General features: G+C 66.6%; 28 protein-coding genes and 1 tRNA gene. 24 read left to right on the top strand and 5 right to left on the bottom strand.

The genetic code is table 11. The annotated features are described in order from the left end of the window. The first annotated feature begins 20 nt into the window (after positions 1–20). From glmM to thiD, 3 genes are read left to right on the top strand one after another with little or no spacing between them, the layout of a single operon-like run. Positions 21–1,361: a phosphoglucosamine mutase gene (glmM, locus tag AEB_RS17740; protein WP_119084311.1), complete on the top strand. Its 1,341-nt coding sequence runs from the start codon at positions 21–23 to the stop codon at positions 1,359–1,361. Then, positions 1,358–1,588 carry a DUF1272 domain-containing protein gene (locus tag AEB_RS17745; RefSeq protein ID WP_119084312.1) on the top strand — a complete coding sequence of 77 codons (231 nt, stop codon included), beginning with the start codon at positions 1,358–1,360 and terminating at the stop codon, positions 1,586–1,588. Before glmM ends, AEB_RS17745 begins: the two co-directional genes overlap by 4 nt. Beyond that, entirely contained in the window at positions 1,585–2,373 is a 789-nt protein-coding gene (gene thiD / locus AEB_RS17750) for a bifunctional hydroxymethylpyrimidine kinase/phosphomethylpyrimidine kinase (RefSeq protein ID WP_119084313.1), read from the top strand. Before AEB_RS17745 ends, thiD begins: the two co-directional genes overlap by 4 nt. Here the strand turns inward: thiD and AEB_RS17755 are convergent. Further along, the gene (locus tag AEB_RS17755; RefSeq protein ID WP_231958818.1) at positions 2,370–3,302 is read right to left on the bottom strand and encodes an LOG family protein; all 933 of its coding nucleotides are present in this window, start codon (positions 3,300–3,302) and stop codon (positions 2,370–2,372) included. The two genes, thiD and AEB_RS17755, sit on opposite strands and share 4 nt — an antisense overlap. A 191-nt stretch (positions 3,303–3,493) precedes the next feature. On the opposite strand from AEB_RS17755, the gene AEB_RS17760 reads away from it, so the two are divergent. From AEB_RS17760 to AEB_RS17770, 4 genes are all read left to right on the top strand, one after another. Then, the gene (locus tag AEB_RS17760) at positions 3,494–4,924 is read left to right on the top strand and encodes an AAA family ATPase (RefSeq protein ID WP_119084314.1); all 1,431 of its coding nucleotides are present in this window, start codon (positions 3,494–3,496) and stop codon (positions 4,922–4,924) included. A gap of 4 nt (positions 4,925–4,928) precedes the next feature. After that, positions 4,929–5,087 (top strand): hypothetical protein, encoded by a 159-nt coding sequence (locus tag AEB_RS18250; protein ID WP_172593158.1) that lies wholly within the window; start codon positions 4,929–4,931, stop codon positions 5,085–5,087. Continuing rightward, on the top strand, positions 5,080–5,439 hold the full coding sequence (locus AEB_RS17765; protein ID WP_172593159.1) for an HNH endonuclease signature motif containing protein: 360 nt from the start codon (positions 5,080–5,082) through the stop codon (positions 5,437–5,439). Before AEB_RS18250 ends, AEB_RS17765 begins: the two co-directional genes overlap by 8 nt. Positions 5,440–5,593: 154 nt before the next feature. Next, positions 5,594–7,243 (top strand): terminase large subunit, encoded by a 1,650-nt coding sequence (locus AEB_RS17770; RefSeq protein ID WP_119084316.1) that lies wholly within the window; start codon positions 5,594–5,596, stop codon positions 7,241–7,243. Here the strand turns inward: AEB_RS17770 and AEB_RS18675 are convergent. After that, positions 7,240–7,491 (bottom strand): ribbon-helix-helix domain-containing protein, encoded by a 252-nt coding sequence (locus AEB_RS18675; protein ID WP_119084317.1) that lies wholly within the window; start codon positions 7,489–7,491, stop codon positions 7,240–7,242. The two genes, AEB_RS17770 and AEB_RS18675, sit on opposite strands and share 4 nt — an antisense overlap. Positions 7,492–7,581: 90 nt before the next feature. Between AEB_RS18675 and AEB_RS17780 the strand changes: the two genes are divergently transcribed. The 8 genes from AEB_RS17780 to AEB_RS17815 all read left to right on the top strand — a co-directional run bounded on the left by AEB_RS17780 (position 7,582) and on the right by AEB_RS17815 (position 13,173). Next, positions 7,582–7,980, top strand: a complete 399-nt coding sequence (locus AEB_RS17780) for a hypothetical protein (protein ID WP_145985332.1) — start codon at positions 7,582–7,584, stop codon at positions 7,978–7,980. A 1-nt stretch (position 7,981) separates the two neighbouring features. After that, the gene (locus AEB_RS17785; protein ID WP_119084319.1) at positions 7,982–8,260 is read left to right on the top strand and encodes a hypothetical protein; all 279 of its coding nucleotides are present in this window, start codon (positions 7,982–7,984) and stop codon (positions 8,258–8,260) included. Positions 8,261–8,318: 58 nt separating this feature from the next. Further along, positions 8,319–8,786, top strand: a complete 468-nt coding sequence (locus AEB_RS17790; protein ID WP_119084320.1) for a hypothetical protein — start codon at positions 8,319–8,321, stop codon at positions 8,784–8,786. Positions 8,787–8,986: 200 nt separating this feature from the next. Then, positions 8,987–10,216, top strand: a complete 1,230-nt coding sequence (locus AEB_RS17795) for a phage major capsid protein (RefSeq protein WP_119084321.1) — start codon at positions 8,987–8,989, stop codon at positions 10,214–10,216. Further along, the gene (locus AEB_RS17800) at positions 10,216–10,749 is read left to right on the top strand and encodes an HK97 family phage prohead protease (protein WP_197714456.1); all 534 of its coding nucleotides are present in this window, start codon (positions 10,216–10,218) and stop codon (positions 10,747–10,749) included. Before AEB_RS17795 ends, AEB_RS17800 begins: the two co-directional genes overlap by 1 nt. After that, a complete protein-coding gene (locus AEB_RS17805) occupies positions 10,746–11,903 on the top strand; it encodes a phage portal protein (protein WP_119084322.1) in 1,158 nt (385 codons plus the stop codon). Before AEB_RS17800 ends, AEB_RS17805 begins: the two co-directional genes overlap by 4 nt. Positions 11,904–11,950: 47 nt before the next feature. Next, complete coding sequence (locus AEB_RS18255; RefSeq protein WP_172593160.1) at positions 11,951–12,103, top strand: hypothetical protein; 153 nt, start codon at positions 11,951–11,953, stop codon at positions 12,101–12,103. Then, the gene (locus AEB_RS17815; protein ID WP_119084324.1) at positions 12,100–13,173 is read left to right on the top strand and encodes a tyrosine-type recombinase/integrase; all 1,074 of its coding nucleotides are present in this window, start codon (positions 12,100–12,102) and stop codon (positions 13,171–13,173) included. The genes AEB_RS18255 and AEB_RS17815 overlap by 4 nt, the downstream gene beginning before the upstream one ends. 12 nt (positions 13,174–13,185) lie before the next feature. On the opposite strand, the gene AEB_RS17820 is transcribed toward AEB_RS17815, so the two are convergent. Beyond that, positions 13,186–13,259, bottom strand: a tRNA-Gln gene (locus AEB_RS17820). 146 nt (positions 13,260–13,405) lie between these two features. Here AEB_RS17820 and AEB_RS17825 point away from each other — a divergent pair. Together AEB_RS17825 and AEB_RS17830 are read left to right on the top strand one after the other, a co-directional pair. Beyond that, positions 13,406–14,581 (top strand): Ppx/GppA phosphatase family protein, encoded by a 1,176-nt coding sequence (locus tag AEB_RS17825; RefSeq protein WP_119084758.1) that lies wholly within the window; start codon positions 13,406–13,408, stop codon positions 14,579–14,581. Beyond that, the gene (locus AEB_RS17830) at positions 14,578–15,243 is read left to right on the top strand and encodes an RlmE family RNA methyltransferase (RefSeq protein ID WP_119084325.1); all 666 of its coding nucleotides are present in this window, start codon (positions 14,578–14,580) and stop codon (positions 15,241–15,243) included. Before AEB_RS17825 ends, AEB_RS17830 begins: the two co-directional genes overlap by 4 nt. Positions 15,244–15,275: 32 nt before the next feature. Here the strand turns inward: AEB_RS17830 and AEB_RS17835 are convergent, their stop codons facing one another. After that, entirely contained in the window at positions 15,276–15,956 is a 681-nt protein-coding gene (locus tag AEB_RS17835; protein WP_119084326.1) for a c-type cytochrome, read from the bottom strand. Between the two features lie 116 nt (positions 15,957–16,072). Between AEB_RS17835 and AEB_RS17840 the strand changes: the two genes are divergently transcribed. The 7 genes from AEB_RS17840 to AEB_RS17870 are packed head-to-tail and all read left to right on the top strand — an operon-like array spanning position 16,073 to position 23,247. Then, positions 16,073–16,966, top strand: a complete 894-nt coding sequence (locus AEB_RS17840; protein ID WP_119084327.1) for a prephenate dehydratase — start codon at positions 16,073–16,075, stop codon at positions 16,964–16,966. Between the two features lie 19 nt (positions 16,967–16,985). Next, positions 16,986–17,723, top strand: a complete 738-nt coding sequence (locus AEB_RS17845) for a hypothetical protein (protein ID WP_231958819.1) — start codon at positions 16,986–16,988, stop codon at positions 17,721–17,723. After that, positions 17,720–19,003: a DUF4350 domain-containing protein gene (locus AEB_RS17850; protein ID WP_119084328.1), complete on the top strand. Its 1,284-nt coding sequence runs from the start codon at positions 17,720–17,722 to the stop codon at positions 19,001–19,003. Before AEB_RS17845 ends, AEB_RS17850 begins: the two co-directional genes overlap by 4 nt. Then, the gene (locus tag AEB_RS17855) at positions 19,000–19,962 is read left to right on the top strand and encodes an AAA family ATPase (protein ID WP_442858044.1); all 963 of its coding nucleotides are present in this window, start codon (positions 19,000–19,002) and stop codon (positions 19,960–19,962) included. Before AEB_RS17850 ends, AEB_RS17855 begins: the two co-directional genes overlap by 4 nt. Before the next feature lie 2 nt (positions 19,963–19,964). Next, a complete protein-coding gene (locus AEB_RS17860; protein WP_442858045.1) occupies positions 19,965–21,290 on the top strand; it encodes a DUF58 domain-containing protein in 1,326 nt (441 codons plus the stop codon). Then, complete coding sequence (locus AEB_RS17865) at positions 21,290–22,351, top strand: stage II sporulation protein M (protein ID WP_119084331.1); 1,062 nt, start codon at positions 21,290–21,292, stop codon at positions 22,349–22,351. Before AEB_RS17860 ends, AEB_RS17865 begins: the two co-directional genes overlap by 1 nt. Beyond that, positions 22,351–23,247, top strand: a complete 897-nt coding sequence (locus AEB_RS17870; RefSeq protein ID WP_119084332.1) for an RDD family protein — start codon at positions 22,351–22,353, stop codon at positions 23,245–23,247. The genes AEB_RS17865 and AEB_RS17870 overlap by 1 nt, the downstream gene beginning before the upstream one ends. 16 nt (positions 23,248–23,263) lie before the next feature. Here the strand turns inward: AEB_RS17870 and AEB_RS17875 are convergent, their stop codons facing one another. Beyond that, complete coding sequence (locus AEB_RS17875; RefSeq protein ID WP_119084760.1) at positions 23,264–24,190, bottom strand: isoaspartyl peptidase/L-asparaginase family protein; 927 nt, start codon at positions 24,188–24,190, stop codon at positions 23,264–23,266. Between the last annotated feature and the right edge of the window lie 111 nt (positions 24,191–24,301).

The raw sequence follows: 24,301 nt of genomic DNA on the forward strand, positions 1-24,301 counted from the left end.
TGGAGAGTACCGGGGGTAGAATGGGACGCAGCTTTTTCGGCACCGATGGGATCCGCGGCCGCGCCAATGCCGGCGTGCTCACCGCCGCCACGGCCATGAAGGTGGGTCAGGCAGCGGGCTGCCATTTCCTGCGCGGCACGCACAAGCACCGCGTGGTGATCGGCAAGGACACGCGCCTTTCCGGCTATATGATGGAGACCGCGCTGGTCGCCGGCTTCACCAGCGTCGGCATGGATGTGATCATGACCGGCCCCCTCCCCACCCCGGCAGTCGCCCTGCTGGCGCGGGAAATGCGCGCGGACCTCGGCGTGATGATCTCCGCCAGTCACAACCCTTTCGCGGACAACGGCATCAAGCTGTTCGGGCCGGACGGCTTCAAGCTGTCCGACGCGGATGAGGAAGCGATCGAGCGCGCGATGCGGGAAGAACAGCCGCTGGCGCAGGGCGAGGCCATCGGCCGGGCACGGCGGATCGAGGATTCGCGCGGGCGCTACATCCACGCGATCAAGCAGTCCCTCCCCTCCAACATCCGGCTGGACGGGCTGAAGATCGTGGTCGATTGCGCAAATGGTGCCGCCTACACGGTCGCCCCCACCGCCATCTGGGAACTGGGCGCCGAAGTGATCGCCATGGGCGTGGAACCCGATGGCCTCAACATCAACGACGGCGTCGGCTCGACCGATCTCGCCGCGATCAAGGCGCGTGTGGTGGCCGAGGGAGCCGACATCGGCATTGCGCTGGATGGCGATGCCGACCGGCTGATCGTGATCGACGAGAAGGGCAACGCCGTGGATGGCGACCAGATCATGGCACTGATCGGCACGCGCCTGGCCGAAGCCGGCACTTTGCGCGGCGGCGGGGTGGTGGCCACGATCATGTCCAATCTCGGGCTGGAGCGGATGCTGAACGCCCGCGGTCTGAACCTCGTGCGTACGAAGGTGGGCGACCGCCACGTGCTGGAGGAGATGCGCCGGGGCGGATACAATGTCGGCGGGGAGCAATCGGGCCACATGATCCTGCTCGACCACGCAACCACCGGCGATGGCTGCATCGCCGCACTGCAGGTGCTCGCCTCGCTGGTCCGTTCGCGCAAGCGCGCCAGCGAATTGCTGCATCTGTTCGATCCGGTGCCGCAGCTGCTCAAGAACGTGACCTATGCCGGCGGCAATCCGTTGGAGCATGCCACGGTGAAGGCGGCGATTGCCGAAGGCGAGGCAGCGCTGGCTGGGCGCGGGCGGCTGGTGATCCGCAAATCCGGCACCGAGCCCAAGATCCGCGTCATGGCGGAAGGCGACGAAGCCGGCGAAGTGGAGCGCGTGGTGAACGATATCTGCAGCGCAGTGCAGGCAGCCGCAGCATGAGCCTGGAGATGCGCCCCGATTGCGAACGCTGCGGAGCCGATCTGCCGGCGTCCGCGCCCGGCGCCTTCATTTGCAGCCTGGAGTGCACCTTCTGCGCCGAATGCGCCGAGGCGCTGGATGATCGCTGCCCGAACTGCGGCGGCGAACTGGTCGATCGTCCCACCCGCCCCCGGCGATGGCTCGATTCCTACCCGGCTTCCACCCTGCGGCGCCACAAGCCGGCATGAACGCCCCACCCCGCATCCTGGCGATTGCCGGCTCCGACAGCTCGGGCGGTGCGGGCATCCAGGCGGACATCAAGACCGTCACGATGCTCGGCGGCTATGCGATGACCGCCATCACGGCCGTCACCGCGCAGAACACCACCGGCGTGCAGGCGGTGGAAGTGCTGCCGGCGGAATTTGTCGCGGCGCAGATCGACAGCTGCCTGTCGGACATCGGCGTGGACGCGGTGAAGATCGGCATGCTCGGCTCCGCCGCCATCGCCCATGGCGCGGCCGATGCCATCGGCAACCTGCAAGTGCCGATCGTCTTCGATCCGGTCATGATCGCCACCAGCGGCGCCGTGCTGGCTGACGGGGAGACGATCGCGGCTTTCCGCCGGCTGATGGACATCGCCACGCTGGTAACACCGAACCTGCCCGAGCTCGAAGCTTTGACGGAGCGAGCCTGCAAGGATGGCGACGCGATCTACGAAGCGGCCGCAGCGCTCTGTGCGCAACATGGCTGCCATGTCCTCGCCAAGGGCGGACATGCCGAAGGGGAGCGGGTGACCGACCTGCTGGTCAAGCCCGATGGCTCCGCCGTCGCCTTCGACCATGCGCGGATCGAGACCCGCCACACGCATGGCACAGGCTGCACGCTGTCATCCGCGATCGCGACCCTGCTGGGCCATGGGCAGAGCGTGGAACATTCGGTGCGGCTGGCGCGGCAATTCGTCTTCAAGGCGATCAAGGCCGCGCCCGGCTTCGGCGCCGGGCATGGCCCCATGGGGCATCAGGGGGTCCGTTAGAACTCCGGCAGGCGCGGGCCGTGCAGTTCGTAGAACCGCGTGATGTGATCCCACGCCTCGTCCGCCGTCTCGCACCAGGTGATGAGATCGAGATCGGCCTGTGAGATCGTGCCTTCACGGGCCAGCGCGCCGAAGTCGATCACCCGGGTCCAGAATTCCTTGCCGAACAGCAGCACGGGGATCGGCTTCATCTTGCCGGTCTGGATCAGCGTCAGCAGCTCGAACATCTCGTCGAACGTGCCGAAGCCGCCGGGGAACACCGCCACCGCCCGCGCGCGCATCAGGAAGTGCATCTTGCGCAGCGCGAAATAGTGGAACTGGAACGAGAGATAGGGCGTCACATAGGGGTTCGGCGCCTGCTCGTGCGGCAGCACGATGTTTAGCCCGATGGATTCGGCGCCGGCATCCGACGCGCCCTTGTTGGCGGCTTCCATGATCGAGGGCCCGCCGCCCGAGCAGACGACGAACTGCCGCCGCCCATCCTCGATGATGGACTTTTCGCTCACCAGCCGGGCAAGCTTGTAGGCCTCCGCATAGTATTTCGCCTTCTCGGCCAGCCGCTCCACCACCAGCCGTTCCTCGACCGGCAGATCCTTCGCGCCTTCCAGCGCCGTTTCCACGGCCTCCGGCGGCGGTATGCGGGCGGAGCCATACATCACCAGCGTGGAGCCCACGCGCGCTTCGTCCAGCAGCATTTCCGGCTTCAGCAGTTCCAGCTGGAAGCGGACCGGGCGCAATTCGTCGCGCAGCAGGAAATCGGTGTCACGGAAGGCCAGACGGTAGGCGGGGTGCTGCGTCTGCGGCGTCTGCTGCGGGGCAGCCTCGGCGAAGTTCGCCTCCTGCTCGGCGCGGTAGAAAGCCCGGTCGCCCAGATCGCGGTCTGCCCGCTCCGCACGCTCGGCGCGTTCCACATCCTCACTGTCGCTCACACATCTCTCCACATGGCCGTTCTTGCCGCAGATAGGAGCTTGCGGCACGGCGCGAAAGCGAAGGTGGCCGGGAAGCTGGATGCCCCGCGAGGACTAAGACAAGCGTTGCATTGCAAAACGGTGCGCTGGCTAACCGCTTTCGTGCACCAACGCAACTCTGCGGCTCACCAATCCCCGTTGGCTAACCTCTGATGGCCACTCGCAACATCTTCGCGAGGGGCGAGCGGACGCCGTCCGGTCTCCTTCACATCCCGACCGAAGGCGGTGCCATCGAGATGATATTGCCTGAGGACCAGACCTTCGATCTGATCGATCCGGCCACATGGGCGGACGTGGAGCCACCCACACGCCAGTGGGTGCTGGAAGGCTGGCTCCCCCACCGCCGCGCAGCCTACATTACCGGCGCCGGCGGTGCGGGCAAATCACTTCTCGGCCAGCAGCTGGCAACATGCATCGCTATGGGGCTCCCGTTCCTTGGCATCCCCACACGCCAGGCGCCCGCGATCTATCTGACAGCGGAGGATGACAGCGACGAGTTGCAGAGGCGCCAGCGCGCCATCTGCCGTGCGCTTAAGATTTCCGAGGCCGATCTGCATATGAGGTTCTTCCCAATCTCACTGTTCGGCCGATCCGATAACGAGATGGTGGACTTCACGCGCGAGGACGGGATGCGCGAGCTTCCCGCGTGGCAGCTGCTCAAGAACACAGCGCGAGAGACCGGCGCGCAGTTCATCGTGCTGGATAACGTCTCACACGTGTTCGCCGGCAGCGAGATCGACCGCGCCCAAGTGACGGCCTTCGCCAATCGGCTCAACGGGCTGGCCAGCGAGATCGACGGAAGCGTTTTGCTGATCGGGCACCCGAACAAGCAGGGTGTCGGGAAAGCAGACAAGCAGAGTGACGCCTATTCAGGCTCCACTGCGTGGGAGAATGCCTTCCGCGCGAGGCTCCTCTTCGACACTCCAAAAAGCGAGGAAGCGCAGGATGACCCTGATCTCCGCCAGCTGTCATTGCCGAAAGCGAACTACGCACGCAAGGGCTGCGCGATCGACGTCCGGTGGTTCGAGGGGGCGTTCATCTGCGACGGGGATCTACCGCCATCGGTGGCCGATGAAGTCCGCCAGGTGAGCGCGCACACGGCCGCAAACGAGGCCTTCCTGCGCTGCCTTGATGCGGCAATCCGTCAGAAGCGAGCAGTCTCACACGTACCCGGCGTCAACTATGCTCCGAAGATTTTCTCGGAAATGACAGAGGGCCGCGGCTATTCGCCAGAAGCCTTCAAGGGGGCGATGAACCGCCTCGTCCACCTTGGCGCAATCGCGTTCGAGCAGCGACTATGGAAGGGCGAAAACTACCACTGGAAGGTGGGCATTGCGCGTCCCGAAAGCGATCCGCCAACCCCCGCCAACCCTTTGGCGGATTCTGCCAAAAATGGCGGAAAACCGTCCGCCAACCCCTCCGCCAACCCTTCCGCCAACCATCCGCCAACCCCTGTCAAAAATGGCGGAAAACCGTCCGCCAACCCCCGTCCGCCAACCTCCCCCTATACTACGTATAGGGGGGGCGAGCCCCCTTGGGAGGGCTCGCCCCCCTTCGATCCCGACGAACTGGACTGGAACTGATCGCATGCATGCTGACCAATCCCGAACGGTCGAGCGCCTCCGCCACCTCTCGCGGCGGATCGGGCGCCTCTCTCCCAACTGGAGGGACCCGGAAACCTTCTTCGAGGAGCGCAGCGAGATCGAACGCGACCTGCGCCGCATTGCGGGTGAGATCGATGGCTAAGTGGCCGTACAACACCACCGTCTGGCAGAAGCTGCGCCGCCTCAAGCTCCAGCTGGAGCCGTTCTGCGAGGAGTGCCTTGGGATCGACCGCTTCGTCGAAGCGAGCCATGTCGATCATCGCCACGCCATCTCGCAAGGCGGCGACCCGTTCCCGTCCGTCGACCAGCTCGCCAGCCTCTGCCCCTCCTGCCACAGCGCCAAGACGGCGCGCGGGCCGGAGGCTGGTGCTGTCCGCACTCGGAAGCCTCGCAAGGGCTGTAATCCCGATGGATCGCCACTTGATCCACATCATCCGTGGGCTGCAAATAATCGAGCAAGGCGATTATTCGGCAAGAGCGGGCATCGACATTAATCGATAAATCCGATGGAAAAATCTCTCACAGCTGCGGCTTCCGTACCACCCGCCCCTAGGAGGAGAGAGTTAGTTAGGTTCAGCCGTTCTAGTGATCGATTTCTTCGATTTATGAGCGAAATCGACAATAGTTACTTATCGAGAAAGGCGATTTATGGGCAAGCGAGGGCCAGGAGCGGCACGGCAAATCGCGGCAGGTGCGGGGGCACGGCAGGCGGCGCAGGATCTGTTCAATCCGGCACCGGCAGCACCGGCGCCGCACCCTTGGGAAGCCGAGGGGCTGACGCGCGCCGAAAGGGTGATCGCTTTTCTCGAAGACCTGCCGGTCACCAAGGGCTTTGGCGAGGGCGAGAAAGTGCGCCTGGAGCCCTTCCAGCGCGAATGGCTGCAGGCCATCTACGGCGACCGGCAGGACGGGCGGCGCCAGGTCAGGCGCGGGCTGCTGAGCGTGGCGCGCGGCAACGGCAAGACGGTGCTCTGCGCCGGCCTCTCGCTCTGCCACCTGATCGGCCCCGAGGCCGAGCGGCGCGGTGAATGCTACTCGGCCGCGGCGGTGAAAGAGCAGGCGGCGCTGATCTTTGCCGAGATGGAGGCGACGATCATGGCCACCCCGTGGATGGCCGCCCGCGTGAACATCAAGGCCTTCACCAAGGAGATCACCGATCCGCAGACCGGATCGATCTACCGCGCGCTCGCAAGCGACGGCAAGAGCGTGCACGGCCTCGCCTCCAGCTTCATCGTCTGCGACGAGCTGGCGCAATGGGGTAAGCGCGAGCTGTATGACGTGCTGGCCACATCGATGGGCAAGCGGGCCGAACCGCTGATGCTGGTGATCGGCACGCAGAGCCCGCGCGCCGAGAACATCATGAGCGAACTTGTCGACTATGCGGCGCGGATTGATTCGGGGGAGATCGAGGATCCGAGCTTCCACGGCCGGGTTTACGCCGTGCCGGAGGATGCCGACCCGTTCGATCCGAAGAACTGGCCGCTCGCCAACCCGGCCCTGGGCAAGTTCCGATCGGCTGAAGAGCTGGCGCAGGAGGCCAAGCGCGCCTCGCGGATGCCGACGTTCGAGCCGGCGTTCCGGAACCTCTACTGCAACCAGCGCGTCGATGCCGAGCCGAAGGCGATCAACCCCGCCGAGTGGGAGCTATGCGGCGGCGCATTCGACCTCGCGGCGCTGGCCGGCCGGCCCTGCTATGCTGGCCTCGACCTGTCCAGCACGCGCGACCTTTCCGCGCTGGCGCTGTATTTTCCCGAGGATGGCGGCGCGTTGGTGCTGCACGCATGGTGCCCCAAGGAGAACCTTGCCGATCGCGAGGAAACCGATCGCGTGCCCTATCGCGTCTGGTCAAAGCAGGGGCACATCGAGGCCACGCCAGGCCGCGCGATCGACAAGCGATTTATCGCCGCCAGGCTGGCCGAGGTGCGGGCATGCTACGATCTGCGCGGAGTTGCGTTCGACCGGTGGGGCATGGCGGACCTCAAGGCCATCCTGAGCAGCGAGGGTATCGATCTGCCGCTGGTAGACTGGGGCCAGGGCTATCGTGACATGGGGCCGGCGGTAGACGCGTTCGAAATCGCCATGCTGGAGGGCAAGCTGCGCCATGCCATGCATCCGGTGTTGCGCTGGTCGGCCGGGAACCTCGTTTATGAAACCGATCCGGCCGGCCTGCGCAAGCCCAGCAAGAACCGCTCGATCGACCGGATCGATCCGATGGTGGCGACGATCATGGCATGTGGGCTGGCGAGCCGCCAGGAAGGCACGAAGACCTATCGCGGGCAGGGAATCGTGTGGCTTTAGTCGTCGCCGGGGAGTGGTCCCAAGCGTCCCGACAGCGGGCCGATGCCCTTTGCCGCAGCAGTGCGTCCCCACGCATGCTCCAGCAAGCGGCGAATAGCCTCTGGGCGGGACAGGTGTCCCCCCGCCTCCTCGATCCAGCTGTCGAGGCGCCGGAGCTGCTCATCTTGGAGCCTAACACCGATCATCGTGCCCGTGCCGGTGGTGACCGGACGGCCGCGCGATTTTTTGTTATCTTTAATTGACGCCATGGCGGAATTAGCGTTATCAGAAAAGCGAGCCGGGCGGAAGCTACCAACGACCGCCCAGCTCTAACCATCAACCGTCCGTAGGAGACGATCATGGCTGAGGCCGCCCTTAACACGAACGTTGTTCGTTTGCCCACTGCTGCACGCCGCAAGGTGCAGCAGCCCTGTAACGCAGCCGCACGCGCGGCCCGCAAGGCCTTCAGGGAGGCCTGCCCGTGGCCCGGCGAATATCTCTTCCCGAATGAGCGCGCGGCGATGAAAACCGCCGAAGTGATGCGGGACATGACCGCAACGCCGGAGCTGGAGTTGCTGACCGCGATTTGCAGCGTGCTGAGCGAAGAGCAGCGCGCCAAGGTTTCCGAATCCCTCGCAGTGCGAGCCATCGGCCGCGGCACGGCACAGCAGGCCCTTGCCGTCTTCCGCACCACCAGCATGACGGTTGGCGAGAGGATCGATCTCAGCAACGCCATGCGCCGCCTCGGGGGGAACTGACATGAACGACATCACTTGCTGGTGGCCTCGATCCATCACGGCTTTTCCGCCTGCGGCGGTGACTAGCGTGCTGAGCCGTTTCGATCGCGCCCAGCTGGAAGGCTTCATTGCGGTCGCGATCGACCTGCTCGACTTGGTCGACGGCGACCGAGACGTGGAAGCCAACGGCGACGAGCTGGACGGCAACGGCGCCGAGGATGATTTCATGACGCACGAGATCGCCGGCCCGGGCTGCCCCGTGGCCGATCCCGATGTGTCGCTTTGCGAGATGGCGGAATAGCCTCTTGCGTTTGTCCAGAGCTTTTGATACCTCTGGAAAAACTCAAGAGGATTAGAGCATGGCAGAAATCAAAACGCGCCTCGCAACGAAGATCGCCTGCCGGGTGGTGGGCCTCGATCGCGATCGCTTCAACGAGCATGTTGCAGCTGGGAACTTTCCCTGCGCTCCCGAGACGATTCCGGGCCGCGCGCGCTATTTCGATCCGGATGACATGATCGGGCTCTGGCTGTTCAAGGAGTTCCTTGACGAAGGTGTGGACGCGCCGGTGGCGGGCAGGATGGCATGCGAGATCATGCGCTGCGCTCGCCAGCATCCGGATGCGCCGACTATTTCCCTCGTTTATCACTACTTCCCCTCTTTCGAGGCAGTGCCGAGCACCGTCGTGCCGGAGCCTTCCAGCTGGGACGAGGCTCTCCTTAGCGGCAGGGATATTCGCAAGGTGCTGACCTATCGGGTGAGCAAGCTGCGGCAAATGATCGACCATCATACGAAGGTGGAGATCAACATGCACGGCGATGATGACTGAACCCCGCCCCGAAGGGAGAGGCTGCGCAGCGCGGCCGATAGCGGGAAGCCTGGTGCCCTGGGGCGGGCGGCTGTTCATGGCCGATTCCTTTGGGTTCGCAGCCGGGCAACGCTGCACAATTTTCTTTGCCAACGTCGCGAGACAGTCGGCTCTCACCGTGCCGGGGGCTTCGGCCCCCGGCCAGATTGAAAGGCGCCATCATGCCCAAGTTGAATGAACTGCTGGAACAGCGCGCGGAGCTGGTTTCGGCCATGCGAACGGCCGACGAGGCCAACGACCAGACCGCGTTCGACAAGGCCGAGGGCGAGGTTCGCGCTCTCGACCAGCAGATTGCCCGCGCGCGCAAGGTGCAGGATGCGGAGCGCAGCGAGCAGGCTACCGTGATTTCCGGGGGCGGCGACGATCGCCTGTCGGCGGAGCTGCGCAGCTTCTCCATCGCGCGGATGATCGCGCACCAGATTGATCCCTCGATCGACGCTGGCCGCGAGATTGAGCTGCAGGCGGAGTTGGCGAAGCGCGCCGGACGGGTTGCCAAGGGCTTCTACGCCCCGCTGGAATGTTTTGCGCTGGAAGAGCGCGCCGCGCAGACCACGGCCACCAGCGGTTCGATCATCCCGACCGATTTTCGGCCCGATTTGTTCGTTTCGGCGCTGACGGCCGGAACGGCGCTGCAGGCGATGGGCGCCACCGTCCTGACCGGACTGACCGGCAATGTCGAAATCCCCCGCGAAACCGGCTCGCCGGCGGTGGGATGGGTTGCGGAGAACACCGCCCTGCCGACCGGCAATGCATCCTTCGACAGCCTGACACTCACCCCGCACCACGTGGGCGCCATCACCGAACTTTCGCGCCAGCTGATCATGCAGGCCAGCCCGGCGGCCGAAGGCCTGATCCGGCAGATGCTCTCCCGCAATATCGCGCTGGAGATCGACCGCGCCGCCATCAACGGCAGTGGCACGGGCGCGGAGCCGCGCGGGCTGCTGAACGATCCCGACGTGGCCAGCGTGCCGTATGACGCGGATCTGTTCAACACCACGGCGGACATGATCGCCGCTGCCGATCTGGCCAATGTGGATGCGCGGCGGGCGTTCCTCTCCACCAACGGTGTCAAGGCCACCGCACTGAAGGTGCGCGACGGCGATGGCCATGCAGTGACGATCGCGGAGACGTTCCACGGCGAGCCCACCTTCTTCACCAACCAGGCGCCCAGCAACCTTGGCACCGGCGAGGATGAACATGCCCTCGCCTATGGCGACTGGCGCGATTTCCTCGTGGGCGTGTGGTCGCAGCTGGACATTCTGGTCAATCCCTACGCCGAGACGGCTTACAGCAAGGGCAATGTGCTGATCCGGGCGATGGCCACCGTGGACTTCGGGGTTCGCCGCCCGGCATCGTTCGTGATTGCCAGCGGCGTTCCGGGGCCGGCCTGATGAACGCCGCCGCCAACGTGATGGAGCGTCGGAGCTTCACCGAGGTTCGTGCCGAGGGCCGCCGCCTGGAAGGCTATGCGGCGACCTTCGGCAGCGAGGCGCGGATAGGATCGATCATCGAGACGATTGCCCGCGGCGCGTTCCAGAAGGCGATCGGCGGCGACGTGGTTGCCCTTTTCGACCACGATCATGGCAAGGTGCTGGGGCGAACGCGCTCCGGCACCTTGCGCCTTGCCGAGGACGCCAAGGGCCTCGCCTTCGTACTGGAGCTGCCCGATACCCATGCGGGCCGGGACATTCTCGCCCTTGCCGAGCGAGGCGACCTGGGCGGAATGAGCTTTGGCTTCCGGGTTCCGCCCGGCGGCGACAGCTGGGACGGTGATCACCGGACCCTCGAAACGGTCGATCTCAAGGAAATCAGCGTGGTTTCCGCATGGCCGGCCTACCCTGACACCTCTCTGGCGCTGCGTAGCCGCCCGGCGACACCCTCGCCACGCCGCCGCCGCCTGATCCTTGCGGAGCTGGGCGCATGACCCTTATCGATCGCATTGCCAGCTGGGCCGGCTTTGAGCGCCGGAACGACGCAGCGGACCCTTCGTGGAGCGCGCTGGCACCAAATATCGGCTATTGCGGCGCGATCTCTGCCCGCGCTGCGGAAAACCTCTCTGCCGTGGCGGCCTGCTCCACCGTGATCGCCACATCGCTCGCAAGCATTCCCGCGCTGGTTTACCGCCGGCAGGGCGGAAATCGCATCGAGGCGATGGGGCATCCGCTCTATCGCATCACCCGGCAGGGGGTGAACGAGGCCATGACCTGGCCCGATTTCGTGGAGCACATGCTGTCATCCGCCTTGCTCTCCGGCAACGGGCTGGCGGAGATCATGCGCACCACCAACGGGGCGCTGGCGGGCTTCCGATTTATCCCCTGGGGAATGGTGACCGTGGTGCAGCTGGCCAGCGGGCGGCTCGCTTTCGACGTGGCGGATGGCCGCGGTGGCACGCGCCGGCTGCTGCCGGAAGAGGTGCTGCACCTGCGCGACAGGACCGATGGCAACGGCGTGGGCGTGTCGCGCCTGAGCCGCGCCGCGGACGTGATTTCCGCCGTTCAGGCCACAAACGGCTTCGCGCGGAACTTCCTTGAGAATGGCGGCCGCCCGGGTGGGGTGATCAAATCGGCGCAGCCGCTCACCCAGGAGCAGCTTGAGCTGCTGAGATCGCAATTCCATGCGAAGTATTCTGGCACGGCGAACGCCGGCCGGACGCTGATCCTCGACCACGGGATGGAATGGACTGCCGCGCAGATATCACCCGAGGATGCGGAGCTGCTGGAGTCCCGCAAGTTCGGCGTGGAAGAAATCTGCCGGCTCTTTCAGGTGCCGCCGCCCCTCGTGCAGGACTACAGCCACAACACCTTTACCAATTCCGAGACGGCGGGCCGCTGGTTCGCGATGTTCACCCTCGCCCCCTGGGCGCGGAAGATCGAGGCGGAGTTTGCGCGCAGCGTCTTCTCCACGGGCAGCGGATTTGAGCTGGAGCTGGATCTGTCCGGATTCCTGCGTGGGGATCCGACCACCCGATGGAACGCCCACAAGATCGCGTTGGAGGCCGGCGTTCTGACCGCCAACGAGGTGCGCGAAATCGAGGGCTGGAACCCCAAGACCGAACCGGCTTCCGAGCAAGCTGAATAAGCATGGCTGGTCGCGCCGCCCTGATCAGTAAGAGCGACTTGGACCGCATGGCCAAGATCGTCCGCGCGCACGGCGTCGTGTTCAAAGGGCGGGTTGATGCCGTGGGCGGCCTCTCGTTCGAGATCGCTCCGACGACAGTCCAAGGCGCCGGTGCCCCCGATGATCTCGACGCGCGGCTAGACGAATATGGTGCCTCGTGAAGTCACGTCCTGAATACGTTACCAGTTTCCGCGATCGCCACGGCAAGGTCCGGTGGCGCTTCCGGCGCAAGGGCTACGCCACGCACTATTTCAAGGCACCCTTCGGCACAAAGGCGTTCGAGCAGGAATACGCTGACTGTCTCAGCGCCGAGCCGCCTAAAATCGGCGCCGGCCGTATTCGGCCGGGCAGTGTAGCGGATGCCATAGCGCGCTATTACAGCGACAACGCCTTTCGCGACCTTCGACCATCGACCCAGCAGGTCTATCGCGGAGTGTTGGAGCGATTCCGCTCCACATTCGGTGATGATCCGATCCGCGCGCTCGATGCCCAACGCATCGCCCGACTGATGAACGCTATGCGGCATAAGCCCCACGCGGCGGCCCGGCTGAGAAAGCTGCTGGCGCAGCTCTTCATCATTGCCAGGCGCGAGAAGCTCGTCCCCGGCACCTTTGATCCGGTGAAGGACACCCGCCCGCCGAAGGCCGACAGCGAAGGTTATCACCGCTGGACCGAGGCAGAGCTGACGCAGTTCGAAGACACGCACCCTCTCGGCACCAAACCTCGCCTCGCCTTCGCCTTGCTGCTCTATGGCGCCCAGCGCAGCGGCGACGTTAGGTTTCTCACGCGCACAGCGATCGCAGAGGGCCGTATCCGGCTGAAGCAGAGCAAAACCACTAACTCGGTTGACGTTCCCATTATCGTCCCGCTCAGCGAAGCATTGCAGGCCGGGCCGCTGGGCGACGTGCTGGTGCTCGAAAGCCGTACCGGCACGGCCTTCACCGCCAAGGGCTTCTACAATCTGATCAAGCGAGCTTGCATCGCCGCCGGCCTACCTCACTGCTCCGCTCATGGCCTCCGCAAGTCGGCCGCGCGGCGCTGCCGGGAGGCTGGCTGTTCAGACGAAGAGGGGATGGCCATCACCGGCCACAAGACCGTCCGCGAGTATCGGCGCTACGCTGGCGAAGCCTCGCAAGGAAGCCGCGCGGACGCAGCAATGGCTAAAGTGATGGCTAACCTCTCGAAAAAGGTAGCCAGCGCATCAAACCAAGATGCTGAAAAGGCAGGGTAATGCTAATCAAGCTGGATGCCCCGCGAGGATTCGAACCTCGATTGACGGAGTCAGAGTCCGTAGTCTTACCTTTAGACGACGGGGCAATGCGGAGCGGCGCACTTAGGCAGGCGCGACCGAATCGTCAAGCCGCCGATTTCGGGCGAAACTTGCTCCGCCCCCTGGCATTCGCTAGCCTGCACGCAAGTACCCGCCGATGGCGGGCGAGAACGATAAGAAAGTGTGCAGCATTATGGCGGATTTCTCTCCGCCGGATGAACGCAGGGGCAAGGCCGCGACAGGTGCGGGCCGCCCGCCCGGTGGCCCCCGCAAGCGGAAGCCCCGACGCGAAACTTCCGGCGAAAATTCCGGCGACAGGCCCGGCCCGGGCGTCCAGCAAGGCAGCGCGTGGCGGCGCCAGCCGCGGCAGGCCTATGCTGCCATTGACCTCGGCACCAACAATTGCCGCCTGCTGATCGCACGGCCCGCTGACGACAATTTCGTGGTGATCGACGCCTTCAGCCGGGTAGTGCGGCTGGGCGAAGGCCTGGCGCAGACCGGGCGGCTGAGCCAGGAAGCAATGGATCGCGCTGTGGGCGCCCTGCGCATCTGTTCCGAAAAGCTGCGCAAGCGCAATGTGCATCTTGCCCGTTCGGTCGCAACAGAGGCCTGCCGCCGCGCGTCGAACGGAATGGAATTCATCGAGCGCGTTCGCAGCGAAACCGGCATCCAGCTGGACATCATCACGGCGGAGGAAGAGGCGCGGCTTGCCGTGCTGGGCTGCCACGTGCTGCTAGAAGACGGCCCCGGCCCGGCGATGATTTTCGACATCGGCGGCGGATCGACCGAACTGGTGCTGATCGAATCCGGCGCCCCCGTCCCGCGCATCCTGGATTGGCAGAGCGTGCCCTGGGGGGTCGTGTCGCTCAGCGAGACGATCGGGCTGGAGGAAGGCGATCGCGACCACCGGCTGTCCCGCTATGGCGAGATGCGCCGAATCGTCACGGAAAGCTTTGCGGAATTCGCGGCGCGAATCGCCCACCATCATAATGACGCACTGCGCCTGCTGGGCACCAGCGGCACGGTGACCACGCTGGCCAGCCTGCATCTCAACCTGCCCCAATATGATCGGCGGGCCGTGGACGGGCTGATCGTGCCCGCCAAGGCCATGCGGAGCATTTCGGATCGGCTGTCCGGCATGTCGCCCGACGAGCGTCGCACGCTGCCATGCATCGGCCGGGAACGCGCCGATCTGGTGGTGGCGGGCTGCGCGATACTGGAAAGCATTCTCGATATCTGGCCCGCCCCGCGCCTAGGCGTGGCCGACCGGGGCATACGCGAAGGGATATTGCGCGGCATGATGACAGCGGATGCAGACGGCATGGAAGCGCAGGCGGCCTTGCGCCGGCTGCGGCGGGGGATGGCATGACCAGGGGCCGCGGCGATACCGACCGGCGGGTGCGGACGGGGCGCGGGCGAACCGCGTCTTCCGTTCGCTGGCTGGAGCGGCAGTTGAACGATCCCTATGTGAAGCAGGCCAAGGCAGAGGGCTATCGCAGCCGCGCCGCCTACAAGCTGATCGAGCTGGACGAGCGCTTCGACCTGTTGAAGGGTGCGCGCCGCGTGGTTGATCTGGGCATCGCGCCTGGCGGCTGGAGCCAGGTGGTGCGCAAGCAGGTGCCCGCTGCCGCGGTGGTTGGCATCGACCTGCTGGAGACCGAGCCGCTGGAAGGCGTCACCATCCTGCAGATGGACTTCATGGATGATGCAGCGCCGGCGCGGCTGGAGGAGGCGCTGGATGGCGCCCCGGATCTCGTCCTGTCGGACATGGCGGCCAATACGGTCGGGCACAAGCAGACCGACCATTTGCGCACCATGGGGCTGGTGGAAGCGGCGGCCTATTTCGCCGTGGACACGCTGGCGGAAGGCGGCACCTTCGTGGCGAAAGTCCTTGCCGGGGGCACGGACAGCGATCTGCTGACGCTGCTGAAGAAGCACTTCCGCGCTGTGAAGCACGCCAAACCGCCGGCGAGCCGCAAGGGCTCGTCGGAATGGTATGTGATCGCTCAGGGCTTCAAAGGGCGCGGCTGACCACCGGTCAGCTCAGCGCCCCAGCGTCTGCCTCAGTTCTGCACCGCCGCGTTGGTGGAGGGCACGGGCTGTTCCGCCCCCGCGGCGCCGGTGGTCTCGACAGTGTCGGAGGCAGCACCTTCGGCCACGCCCGGGCCTTCACCCGGTGCATCCGCGCCTTCGGCGGCAGCTTCGGTCGGGCTGGCTTCCGGTGCCGGAAGCGGCAGGTTGCTGCCGTTGGCATTCAGATAGGCGATGACGTTGGCGCGATCTTCGATGCTGGAGAGGCCGGCGAAGCTCATCTTCGTGCCCGGCGCATAGGCGCGCGGGCTCTTCAGCCACTCGTTCAGCTCGTCGAAGGTCCAGTTGCCGCCATGGCTGGAGAGCGCGTCGGAGAAGGCGAAGCCGCCAACGCCCTTGCCAATCGCCTCACCCACGACGCCGTGCAGATTCGGGCCGATGCCGTTTGCGGCACCCTGCGCGATCGTGTGGCACGAGGTGCACTTGGCGAACACCTTCTCGCCCGCGGCCGGATCGGCCGTGGCCAGGACCTGCAGGAAGCTGGGCCCCGCGTCGCCGCCTTCCTCTTCCGCAGCCTGCACCGGATAACCGGCCGTTTCCGGCGCCTCCGGCTTGTCTGCATGGAAATACATGCCGCTGACGATGGAAAGGCCAAGAGCCACGACACCACTAAAGAGCGTCCAGCCGGCGATGGTATTGAAGCGATCGGTCATCGAGAGATTGTCTGCCGTTGTCCCCGTTTGCGCGCCGCTCTAGTGGCGGCATGCGCGGCGTGCAAGTCCGATAGTGGCTTGCCCGGGCAGTTCGGCACGGTTACCGGCTTCGCCCCATGGACAGCTTCCCCGCACCGGCGCTTGAACTGGTCGAAAAAATGCGCGCGGCGGCAGCGGCCGACCCTGCTCGCGCGGTCGCGTTCCAGGGGGCTCCCGGTGCCAATTCGCATCGTGCGGCGCTGGAATGGGATCCCGGCTGCCTGCCCCTGCCGTGCTTCGCCTTCGAAGATGCGTTGGAGGCGGTGAACAGCGGCACGGCGGACAGCGCCATCATCCCGATCGAAAATTCGCAGAACGGCCGCGTGGCGGATATCCATTTCCTGCTGCCCGAAAGCGGCCTGGCCATTGTGGGCGAGCACTTCCTGCCGATCAGCCATACGGTGATGGGGCTGACCAAGGGCCCCTATCGCGTGGCCTACAGCCATCCCCAGGCGCTGGGCCAGACGCGCTTCTGGCTGCGGGAGCGGGGGATCGTCCCGGTTTCCTATGCCGACACGGCGGGCGCAGCGGCGCTGGTGAAGGAATTGGGCGATCCCGCGGCCTGCGCGATCGCGCCGGAACTCGCCGCCGATCTCTATGGCCTGGAAGTGGCCGAGCGCGGGGTAAAGGACGCGGCCGACAATATGACGCGCTTCGTCATCCTCGCCCGGCAGCAGGTCGATCCCGCCACGCTGAACGGCGATACGGCCATGACCACCTTCATCTTCGAGGTGAAGAACCTGCCCGCCGCGCTGTACAAGGCACTGGGCGGCTTCGCCACCAACGGCGTGAACATGACCAAGCTGGAAAGCTACCAGCAGGGGGCGAGCTTCGCCGCCACCATGTTCTATGCCGACATCGTGGGCGCCCCGGGCGATCCGGCGGTCGACCGGGCAATGGAAGAGCTGGCGTTCCACTGCAAGGAACTGCGCATCCTCGGCAGCTACCGCCAGGCACGGCAACGCCCCTGATCAGCCACGGGCTACGGGAATGCCGGTTGCGCCCGCGGGCGCTCCGTGTCACCACCCGCCGGTGACTGGGGCCAAGGGGCAGATCGCATCCACGCTCGCCGATGGCGGGGTTGCACGCGACTGGCAGCAGCTGCGCGCAGAGGCGGATATGCAGTTTTCGCCGATCCCCGCCCCGCCCCCGCGTGAGCCGGCAGAGGTTCCGTATTGGCTGGAATGGCTGGGCGAAATGCTGCGGCGGTTGTTTTCCCATCTGGGCGACGCATTGGACGGGGCCGCATCCCTCCTCGGCCTGTCGGGCGATGTCCTGCTGTGGATCATCGCGGCGGCAGGGGCCGCACTGCTGGCATTCCTTCTCTGGCGGCTGGCCTCCCGCCTGGGGCTTCACGCAAAGCCAGGGGCCGAGCATGGCCCGGACTGGGCGCCAGAGGCAGCCGAAGCGCAGATCCTGCTGGAGGAAGCCGACAGGCTTGCTGCGGAGGGCCAGTATGACGCGGCGACCCATCTGCTCCTGCGCCGCAGCGTCCAGCAGATCCGAGCCGCGCGACCCGGGCTGCTCGAACCATCCACCACCGCGCGGGAGATCGCAGCGCTGGCCGTCCTGCCGGAGGGCGCCCGCCGCGCCTTCGCGGTGATCGCCGGACGCGTGGAACGCAGCCTGTTTGCCCTGCGTAACCTCTCCGCGGAGGACTGGCACGTCGCCCGCGCCGCCTACGCCGATTTTGCCCTGCCGGCCGGCGAGCCCGCAGCCGCGCCATGAGCGGTGGAGGCAGTCATTTCTCGCGCGGGGCAGCTCTGGCGCTCGTGGTCGCCAGCGCGGCGACGCTGCTGTTCGTGCTCTACGCTATGGGCCGCGGGTGGGACGGGAACGACGGCAACAATGGCGGTGCCCATGCCGCCGCGCGCGGGCTCAACGGCTTTGCCGGGCTTGCGGACCTGCTGAAACGGCGCGGCCTGCAGGTGACGCTGTCGCGCAGCGCCGCGCATCTGGATGATGAGGCGCTGCTGATCCTCACCCCGCCGCATGACAGTGACGGGAAGGAACTGGCCGAACTGCTGCAGGAACGCCGCTATGTCGGTCCCACGCTGGTGATCCTTCCCAAATGGCTTGCCGCACCCCCGCCGCCCGGCGCGACGGCAGAGCATCCGCGCGGCTGGGTCAGGCTGATCGGCGCGCTGGCACCGACTTTTACCGGCGACATGAAGAAGCTCGACATGCTCGATCCGGCGATTTCGGCGCAGCGCAGCTGGCGCGGCCTGGGCCTTGCGGGGACTTTTCCCGCACCCGATGCCGTCCAGACGGTGGATGATCCGGACATCATTCCGCTGGTTTCCACCGGCTCCGGCAGGACACTGGCAGGCTATTGGGACAATGGCGGGTTCTATCCCGAACTTGCGGAAGCGGCGGGGCGGCCCGCCACCGAAGAAGACACCGATGCAAGCGCCTGGCCGGTGGTGTTCGTCGCCGAGCCGGACCTCATGAACAATTACGGCATGGCCGATCTCCAACGCGCCGAAGCCGCGCTGCAGATCGTCGAGACGACGCTGGAGGACTACGATCTTCCCGTGGTCTTCGATCTCACCCTCGTTGGGCTGGGGTTTGCGGAGAACCCGCTGACCCTCGCCTTCCGGCCGCCCTTCCTCGCGGCCACGCTGTGCCTCGCGCTGGCCCTGCTGGTAATCGGCTGGCGCGCCTTCCGCCGGTTCGGCGCGCCTGTCACCCCCGCCTCGGCGCTCGCCATGGGCAAGGAGCAGCTCGCCCGCAACGGCGCGGCGCTGGTGCAGCGCACGGGGCGGCTGCATCTGCTGGGGCCACCCTATGCCGCCATGCTCGCCGCGCGGATCGGCCGCGCGCTGGGGATCCGCGAAAGCGATCCCGGGCTGCGTGAGGCCGCCATTGCCCGCACGCTGGCGGCGCGAGGCAGAGATGAGCTCGATTATGCCGGCCATTCCGAGGCGCTCAGATCCGCGCGCCGGCCCGGCGATTTGCTGCGCGCCGCCCGGGCGCTGAAAGTGATCGAAAGGACAGTAGAAGAATGACCATGTCGCTCGATGAGACCCGCTCCCTCGCGGGGGCCATCCGCACCGAGATCGGCAAGGCGATCGTAGGCCAGGAGGAAACGGTCGAGCACCTGCTGATCGCGCTGGTGGCGCAGGGCCATGTGCTGCTGGAAGGCCCGCCGGGCACGGCCAAGACCTTTCTGGCCCAGTGCTTCGCCACTGCAACGGGGATGGAATTCGGCCGAATCCAGTTCACGCCGGACTTGCTTCCGGGTGATATTCTGGGCTCCAACCTGTTCAATTTCCAGACCAGCCAGTTCACCCTCACCCGCGGTCCGATCTTTCGCGAACTGCTGCTGGCGGATGAGATCAATCGTACGCCGCCCAAGACGCAGGCCGCCCTGCTGGAAGCGATGCAGGAGCGGCGGGTAACGCTGGACGGCGAAGCGCACGCCCTGCCCCCCGGCTTCATGGTGGTGGCAACGCAGAATCCGATCGAGAACCAGGGGGTCTATCCGCTGCCCGAAGCGCAGTTGGACCGCTTCCTGTTCAAGCTGCTGGTTCCCTATCCCAGCGCCGAGGAAGAGGCGGCAATCGTGCGCCGCTTCGGCCAGCACAGCGGACCGCCCCGGCCGGCCGAGTTCGGCATCGGCGCCGTGGCCGACGCAGCCAGCATCGCCGCCGCGCAGCAAGCGGTGAAGGGGGTGACGCTGGCAGAGGAGGTGATCGCCTACACCGTCGCGCTGGTCCGCGCGACGCGCGAAACGGCGGAGCTGGCAGGCGGCGCCAGCCCGCGGGCCGCCGTGCTGCTGGCCAATTCCGCCCGTGCGCGGGCTGCGCTGCATGGCCGCGACTATGTCTTGCCGGATGATGTGAAGGCCCTCGCCGCCTCCGCCCTGCGCCATCGCTTGCTGCTGTCTCCCGCGGCAGAAATCGACGGGCGGCAGGTGGAGGATCTGGTCGCCGAGCTGGTCGAGCGGACCGAGGCGCCGCGATAGACGTGAAGGCGCCCATCGCCCCTACCACACGCCCGCTGGTGGCGCTCGCCCTGCTGGCGCCGGCCGCGGTGATTACGGCTGCCGTCGCGCCCGCAATGTGGTGGCTGGCGCCGCTGCTGGGAGTGGCGCTGCTGGCGCTGGTGGCGGTGGATGGCATGCTGGCCGGCAGGCTGGCGGAGATGGCGCTGGATGCGCCCGCCGATGCCGAAGTAGGCCAGCCCCTTGCCCTGTCGCTCCGCGCCCGTTTCAGCCGGCCACCCGCCGCGGCTCCGCAGGCTTCGCTGGGCTTCGCTACGCGCCTGGGCCAAGGCGGCGCGGCGCAATTCGATCTGGCGGAAGAGGGCGCAGCCGGAAGTTGGCGGGGGCAGGCCTTCATCACGCCGGTGCGGCGGGGAACGGGAACCGTGCAGGAACTGTGGCTGCGCTGGCCCGGCCCGCTGCGGCTGGCGTGGCGGCAGGCCTCCGCGCCGGTCGAGGCGGAGGTGAGAATCTGGCCCGATCTCACGCCCGTGCGCTCCCCGGCGCTGCAGGCCTTCCTGCGTGACGCGCAGTTCGGCATGGTCGCGCGGCGCATTCGCGGCGAAGGCACGCAGTTCGAGGCGCTGAGCGAATATGAAGCAGGCATGGACCGCCGCCGCATCGACTGGAAAGCCAGCGCGCGCCACACCCGGCTTTATGCCCGGGAAAACGAGGCGGAGCGCGACAACCAGATCGTCTTCGCTTTCGATTGCGGCAGCGCCATGTGCGAGCCCGTGGACGGGCTGCCGCGCATCGATCGCGCCGTGTCCGCCGCGCTTACCGCCGCCTATGTCGCGCTGAAGGGCGGCGATCGGGTCGCGCTCTATGGCTTTGCAGAGCGGCCCTGGCTGCTGACACCCTTCGCCACGGAGCCCCGCAATTTCCATCGCCTGCAGAGCGCCGCAGCGGGCCTCGATTACCACGCGCGAGAGCCGAACTTCACGCTCGCCCTCGCCACGCTGGCGGGGCAGTTGCGGCGGCGTTCGCTGATCGTGCTGTTTTCCGACTTCACCGACAGCACCTCGGCCGAACTGATGATCGAAAGTCTGGGCCGGCTGGTGCGGCATCATCTGGTGATCTTCGTGACGATGGAAGACAGCGAACTCACTTCCCTCGCCGGCGCCGAACCCGCGACGATCGGCGATCTTGCCACCGCCGTGGCGGCTGACGGGCTGGCGCGTCAGCGCGCGGCCGTGCTGCAGCGGCTGCGCAGGCTGGGCGTGGATGTGATCGAGGCGCCTTGGCGCGCGATCGGCTATCGCCTGATCGACCGCTATCTTGCGACGAAGCGGGCGGAGGCGATCGGCTGATGGCCCTCTCGCTCCGCCTCACCTTTCGCAAGTCCGGCGACGGCGAGGCTCCGCCCGATATCGAAGCCGCCAGCCTGCGCTCCGACCGTTTCCGGCTGGAGCGCGAAGGCGAATGGCGGCGGCTGGAGCGGATCGTGACCGCGCTGGAGAAAGGGCGTCCCGGTCGCATTTCGGATGAGGATCTGCTCGCCCTGCCGGCGCTCTACCGACAGGCCGCGTCCAGCCTTTCGGTCGCGCGTGAAACCTCGCTGGATGCGGCGACGCTGGCCTATCTGGAGGCGCTGGTGCGCCGCGCCTTCTTCCAGATCTACGGCACGCGCCAATCGCTGCTTTCGTGGCTGCGGGGCTTCCTCGGCGGCCGCTGGGGCGCGGCGGTGCGGGGCCTGTGGCTCGACCTCTGCATCGCGCTGGCGGTGATGATCGCCGGGGCGGTGGCGGGCTGGCTGCTCGTGGCGCGCGACAGCGAGTGGTACTATGCCCTCGTGCCGGGCGAGTTCGTGGGCGGGCGCCAGCCCGGCGCAGAGCGCGAAGTGCTGGAACGGACGCTAGCCGGTGCGGAAGGGCCGCACGGCCTCTCCGTCTTCGCGACCTATCTCTTCTCCAACAACGCCGCCGTTGCGATCATGGCCTTCGCGCTGGGCTTCGCCTTCGGCATTCCCACAATCATGCTGCTGGTCGGAAACATGGCGACACTGGGCGCCATGCTGTGGCTGTTCTGCCAGGCGGGTCTGGGGTGGGAATTTGCCGCGTGGCTCTCCATCCACGGGACCACGGAGATCTTCGCCATCCTGCTGGCGGGCGCTGCTGGCATCCATATCGGCCGGTCCATGGCCTTTCCGGGCACACTTCCGCTGGGGGCGGCCGCCGCGACCAGCGGCAGGCGGGCGGCACAGGTGATGGCGGGTGTAGTCCTGATGCTGGTCCTGGCGGGCCTGCTGGAAGGCTACGGCCGGCAGCTGGTGGAAGACCCCTGGGCGCGGGGGACCATCGGCGGCACGCTGCTGCTTTTCTGGATCGCCTATCTGTTCGCCTTCCGCCCGGCGGGCGAGGGCACCGCGTGATGGCCCTGCCGCGCATCATCGCACGCGCCGGCCGGGAGCGGCAGCTGGTGACGCCGGAGGGGGTCGCCCTGCCGCTCACCGTGGCAAGCCGCGGTGCGCGGGCCGGCGCGCTGCTGCTCGATCTGACGGTGATCGTCACCGCCTTCGTGCTCCTGATCGTAACGCTGCATCTCCTCGGCCTCTCAGCACTAGCGCGGCTGAGCGGCAGCGAGGGCAATCCGGCGGCCGAACTGCTGCTGGTGCTGCTGATCCTCACGCTGTTCCTGTGCCGCTTCGGCTATTTCCTCTTCTTCGAACTGGGGCCGCGCGGCGCCACACCGGGAAAGCGGCTGCTGGGCATAAGGGTCGCCGCGCGGCCCGATGCCAGCGGCGGGGACACCAGGCTAACGGCCGAAGCCGTGATCGCGCGCAATCTGATGCGCGATGCGGAAGTGTTCATGCCGGCATCCCTGCTGCTTTCCGGGCAGGCCGGAATGGGCGCGATCGGCGGCGCGACCTTTGCCTGGTTGGTGATCTTCCTGCTGTTTCCCTTCTTCAATCGCGGCAATCTGCGGGCGGGCGACCTCGTCGGCGGAACCTGGGTGGTGGAAGTGAAGCACCAGCCGCTGCCGGATGCGATGTCCGTGAAAAGGGAGGAGGCGCAGCCCTATCGCTTCGGCGAAGTGGAGCTGTCCGTCTATGGCGAGCACGAGCTGCAGGTGCTGGAGCGCGTGCTGCGGAGCGGCCAGGCCGATACCATGCGCGAGGTGGTGGAGGCGATCTGCCGCAAGATCGGCTGGGACGCCGGCGAGGGCGACGACCGCGCATTCCTGGAAAGCTTCTACGCCGCCCTGCGCGCCCGGCTGGAAGGCCAGATGCGCTTCGGACGGCGCAAGAAGGACAAAAACGACCCCTGACCGCGCAGGGGCGGCGTCACTCGCCCGCGAAGATCGCCACCTCGCTGCGCCCGTTGCTGTCTGCCCGGCCGCGATACATGCCCGGCGTGTTGAAGGAGAAAACGGTGGTCCCATTGGGCGCGGCGACGATAACACCGCCATCGCCGCCCATCTTGCCCACTTCGGCGATCACCGCATCGGCAGCGGTCTGCGCGTCTTCGCCCAGCAGCCGCATCCGGGCGCAGATTTCATGCGCCACGCCCGCGCGGATGAAGAACTCGCCCGCCCCGGTGGCGGAGACGGCGCAGGCGCGATCATCGGCATAATTGCCCGCACCGATCACCGGTGAATCGCCGATCCGCCCCCAGCGCTTGCCGGTCAGGCCACCGGTGGAGGTGGCGGCAGCGGCATGGCCTTCGCTGTCCACGGCCACCGCGCCCACCGTGCCGTATTTCAGATCGACATCGAACCAGCTCAGCTTCTTCGCCTTCAGCTCTTCCAGCTGGCGACGCCGTTCGGGCGTGGCGAACCACGCGGCATCGACGATCTCCAGCCCCTGCTCCCGGGCGAACTGTTCCGCCCCCTCGCGGCTGAGGAACACATGCGGGCTGTCTTCCATCACCGCCCGGGCGAGCTTCACCGGGTTCTTCACATGGGTGACACCCGTCACAGCGCCGGCCGAACGGTCGCGCCCGTCCATGATCGAGGCATCGAGCTCGTTCACCCCTTCATAGGTGAACACGGCACCGCGTCCGGCGTTGAAATGGGGATCGTCCTCCAGCACCACGATGGCGGCTTCCACCGCGTCCAGCGCTGCGCCGCCGCGGGCGAGCACCGCCGCTCCGGCATCCAGCGCCGCCTGCAGCGCGGCCTTGTATTCGCGCTGCTGCGCATCCGTCATGACATCGGGCGACATCGTTCCGGCGCCGCCATGGATGGCGAGGCTCCAGCTCTTCTGCGTCATCGTTTCGGTTCCTTGTGCCTGGGCAGAGGCCGCCAGTGACAGCGCCAGCAGCGCGAGGCAGGGCTTGATCCATCTTGTCAGCATGGCCCTGCCGTAGCACAGCCACGGGAT

The sequence above is a fragment of the Altererythrobacter sp. B11 genome, assembly GCF_003569745.1.
Classification (GTDB): domain Bacteria; phylum Pseudomonadota; class Alphaproteobacteria; order Sphingomonadales; family Sphingomonadaceae; genus Croceibacterium_C.

What these genes read in the sequence shown, in the direction of transcription:
- glmM (WP_119084311.1), top strand. Translation starts at nt 21, where the DNA reads ATGGGACGCAGCTTTTTCGGCACCGATGGGATCCGCGGCCGCGCCAAT.
- AEB_RS17745 (WP_119084312.1), top strand. Translation starts at nt 1,358, where the DNA reads ATGAGCCTGGAGATGCGCCCCGATTGCGAACGCTGCGGAGCCGATCTG.
- thiD (WP_119084313.1), top strand. Translation starts at nt 1,585, where the DNA reads ATGAACGCCCCACCCCGCATCCTGGCGATTGCCGGCTCCGACAGCTCG.
- AEB_RS17760 (WP_119084314.1), top strand. Translation starts at nt 3,494, where the DNA reads ATGGCCACTCGCAACATCTTCGCGAGGGGCGAGCGGACGCCGTCCGGT.
- AEB_RS18250 (WP_172593158.1), top strand. Translation starts at nt 4,929, where the DNA reads ATGCATGCTGACCAATCCCGAACGGTCGAGCGCCTCCGCCACCTCTCG.
- AEB_RS17765 (WP_172593159.1), top strand. Translation starts at nt 5,080, where the DNA reads ATGGCTAAGTGGCCGTACAACACCACCGTCTGGCAGAAGCTGCGCCGC.
- AEB_RS17770 (WP_119084316.1), top strand. Translation starts at nt 5,594, where the DNA reads ATGGGCAAGCGAGGGCCAGGAGCGGCACGGCAAATCGCGGCAGGTGCG.
- AEB_RS18675 (WP_119084317.1), bottom strand. Translation starts at nt 7,491, where the DNA reads ATGGCGTCAATTAAAGATAACAAAAAATCGCGCGGCCGTCCGGTCACC.
- AEB_RS17780 (WP_145985332.1), top strand. Translation starts at nt 7,582, where the DNA reads ATGGCTGAGGCCGCCCTTAACACGAACGTTGTTCGTTTGCCCACTGCT.
- AEB_RS17785 (WP_119084319.1), top strand. Translation starts at nt 7,982, where the DNA reads ATGAACGACATCACTTGCTGGTGGCCTCGATCCATCACGGCTTTTCCG.
- AEB_RS17790 (WP_119084320.1), top strand. Translation starts at nt 8,319, where the DNA reads ATGGCAGAAATCAAAACGCGCCTCGCAACGAAGATCGCCTGCCGGGTG.
- AEB_RS17795 (WP_119084321.1), top strand. Translation starts at nt 8,987, where the DNA reads ATGCCCAAGTTGAATGAACTGCTGGAACAGCGCGCGGAGCTGGTTTCG.
- AEB_RS17800 (WP_197714456.1), top strand. Translation starts at nt 10,216, where the DNA reads ATGAACGCCGCCGCCAACGTGATGGAGCGTCGGAGCTTCACCGAGGTT.
- AEB_RS17805 (WP_119084322.1), top strand. Translation starts at nt 10,746, where the DNA reads ATGACCCTTATCGATCGCATTGCCAGCTGGGCCGGCTTTGAGCGCCGG.
- AEB_RS18255 (WP_172593160.1), top strand. Translation starts at nt 11,951, where the DNA reads ATGGCCAAGATCGTCCGCGCGCACGGCGTCGTGTTCAAAGGGCGGGTT.
- AEB_RS17825 (WP_119084758.1), top strand. Translation starts at nt 13,406, where the DNA reads ATGGCGGATTTCTCTCCGCCGGATGAACGCAGGGGCAAGGCCGCGACA.
- AEB_RS17830 (WP_119084325.1), top strand. Translation starts at nt 14,578, where the DNA reads ATGACCAGGGGCCGCGGCGATACCGACCGGCGGGTGCGGACGGGGCGC.
- AEB_RS17835 (WP_119084326.1), bottom strand. Translation starts at nt 15,956, where the DNA reads ATGACCGATCGCTTCAATACCATCGCCGGCTGGACGCTCTTTAGTGGT.
- AEB_RS17840 (WP_119084327.1), top strand. Translation starts at nt 16,073, where the DNA reads ATGGACAGCTTCCCCGCACCGGCGCTTGAACTGGTCGAAAAAATGCGC.
- AEB_RS17845 (WP_231958819.1), top strand. Translation starts at nt 16,986, where the DNA reads ATGCCGGTTGCGCCCGCGGGCGCTCCGTGTCACCACCCGCCGGTGACT.
- AEB_RS17850 (WP_119084328.1), top strand. Translation starts at nt 17,720, where the DNA reads ATGAGCGGTGGAGGCAGTCATTTCTCGCGCGGGGCAGCTCTGGCGCTC.
- AEB_RS17855 (WP_442858044.1), top strand. Translation starts at nt 19,000, where the DNA reads ATGACCATGTCGCTCGATGAGACCCGCTCCCTCGCGGGGGCCATCCGC.
- AEB_RS17865 (WP_119084331.1), top strand. Translation starts at nt 21,290, where the DNA reads ATGGCCCTCTCGCTCCGCCTCACCTTTCGCAAGTCCGGCGACGGCGAG.
- AEB_RS17870 (WP_119084332.1), top strand. Translation starts at nt 22,351, where the DNA reads ATGGCCCTGCCGCGCATCATCGCACGCGCCGGCCGGGAGCGGCAGCTG.
- AEB_RS17875 (WP_119084760.1), bottom strand. Translation starts at nt 24,190, where the DNA reads ATGACGCAGAAGAGCTGGAGCCTCGCCATCCATGGCGGCGCCGGAACG.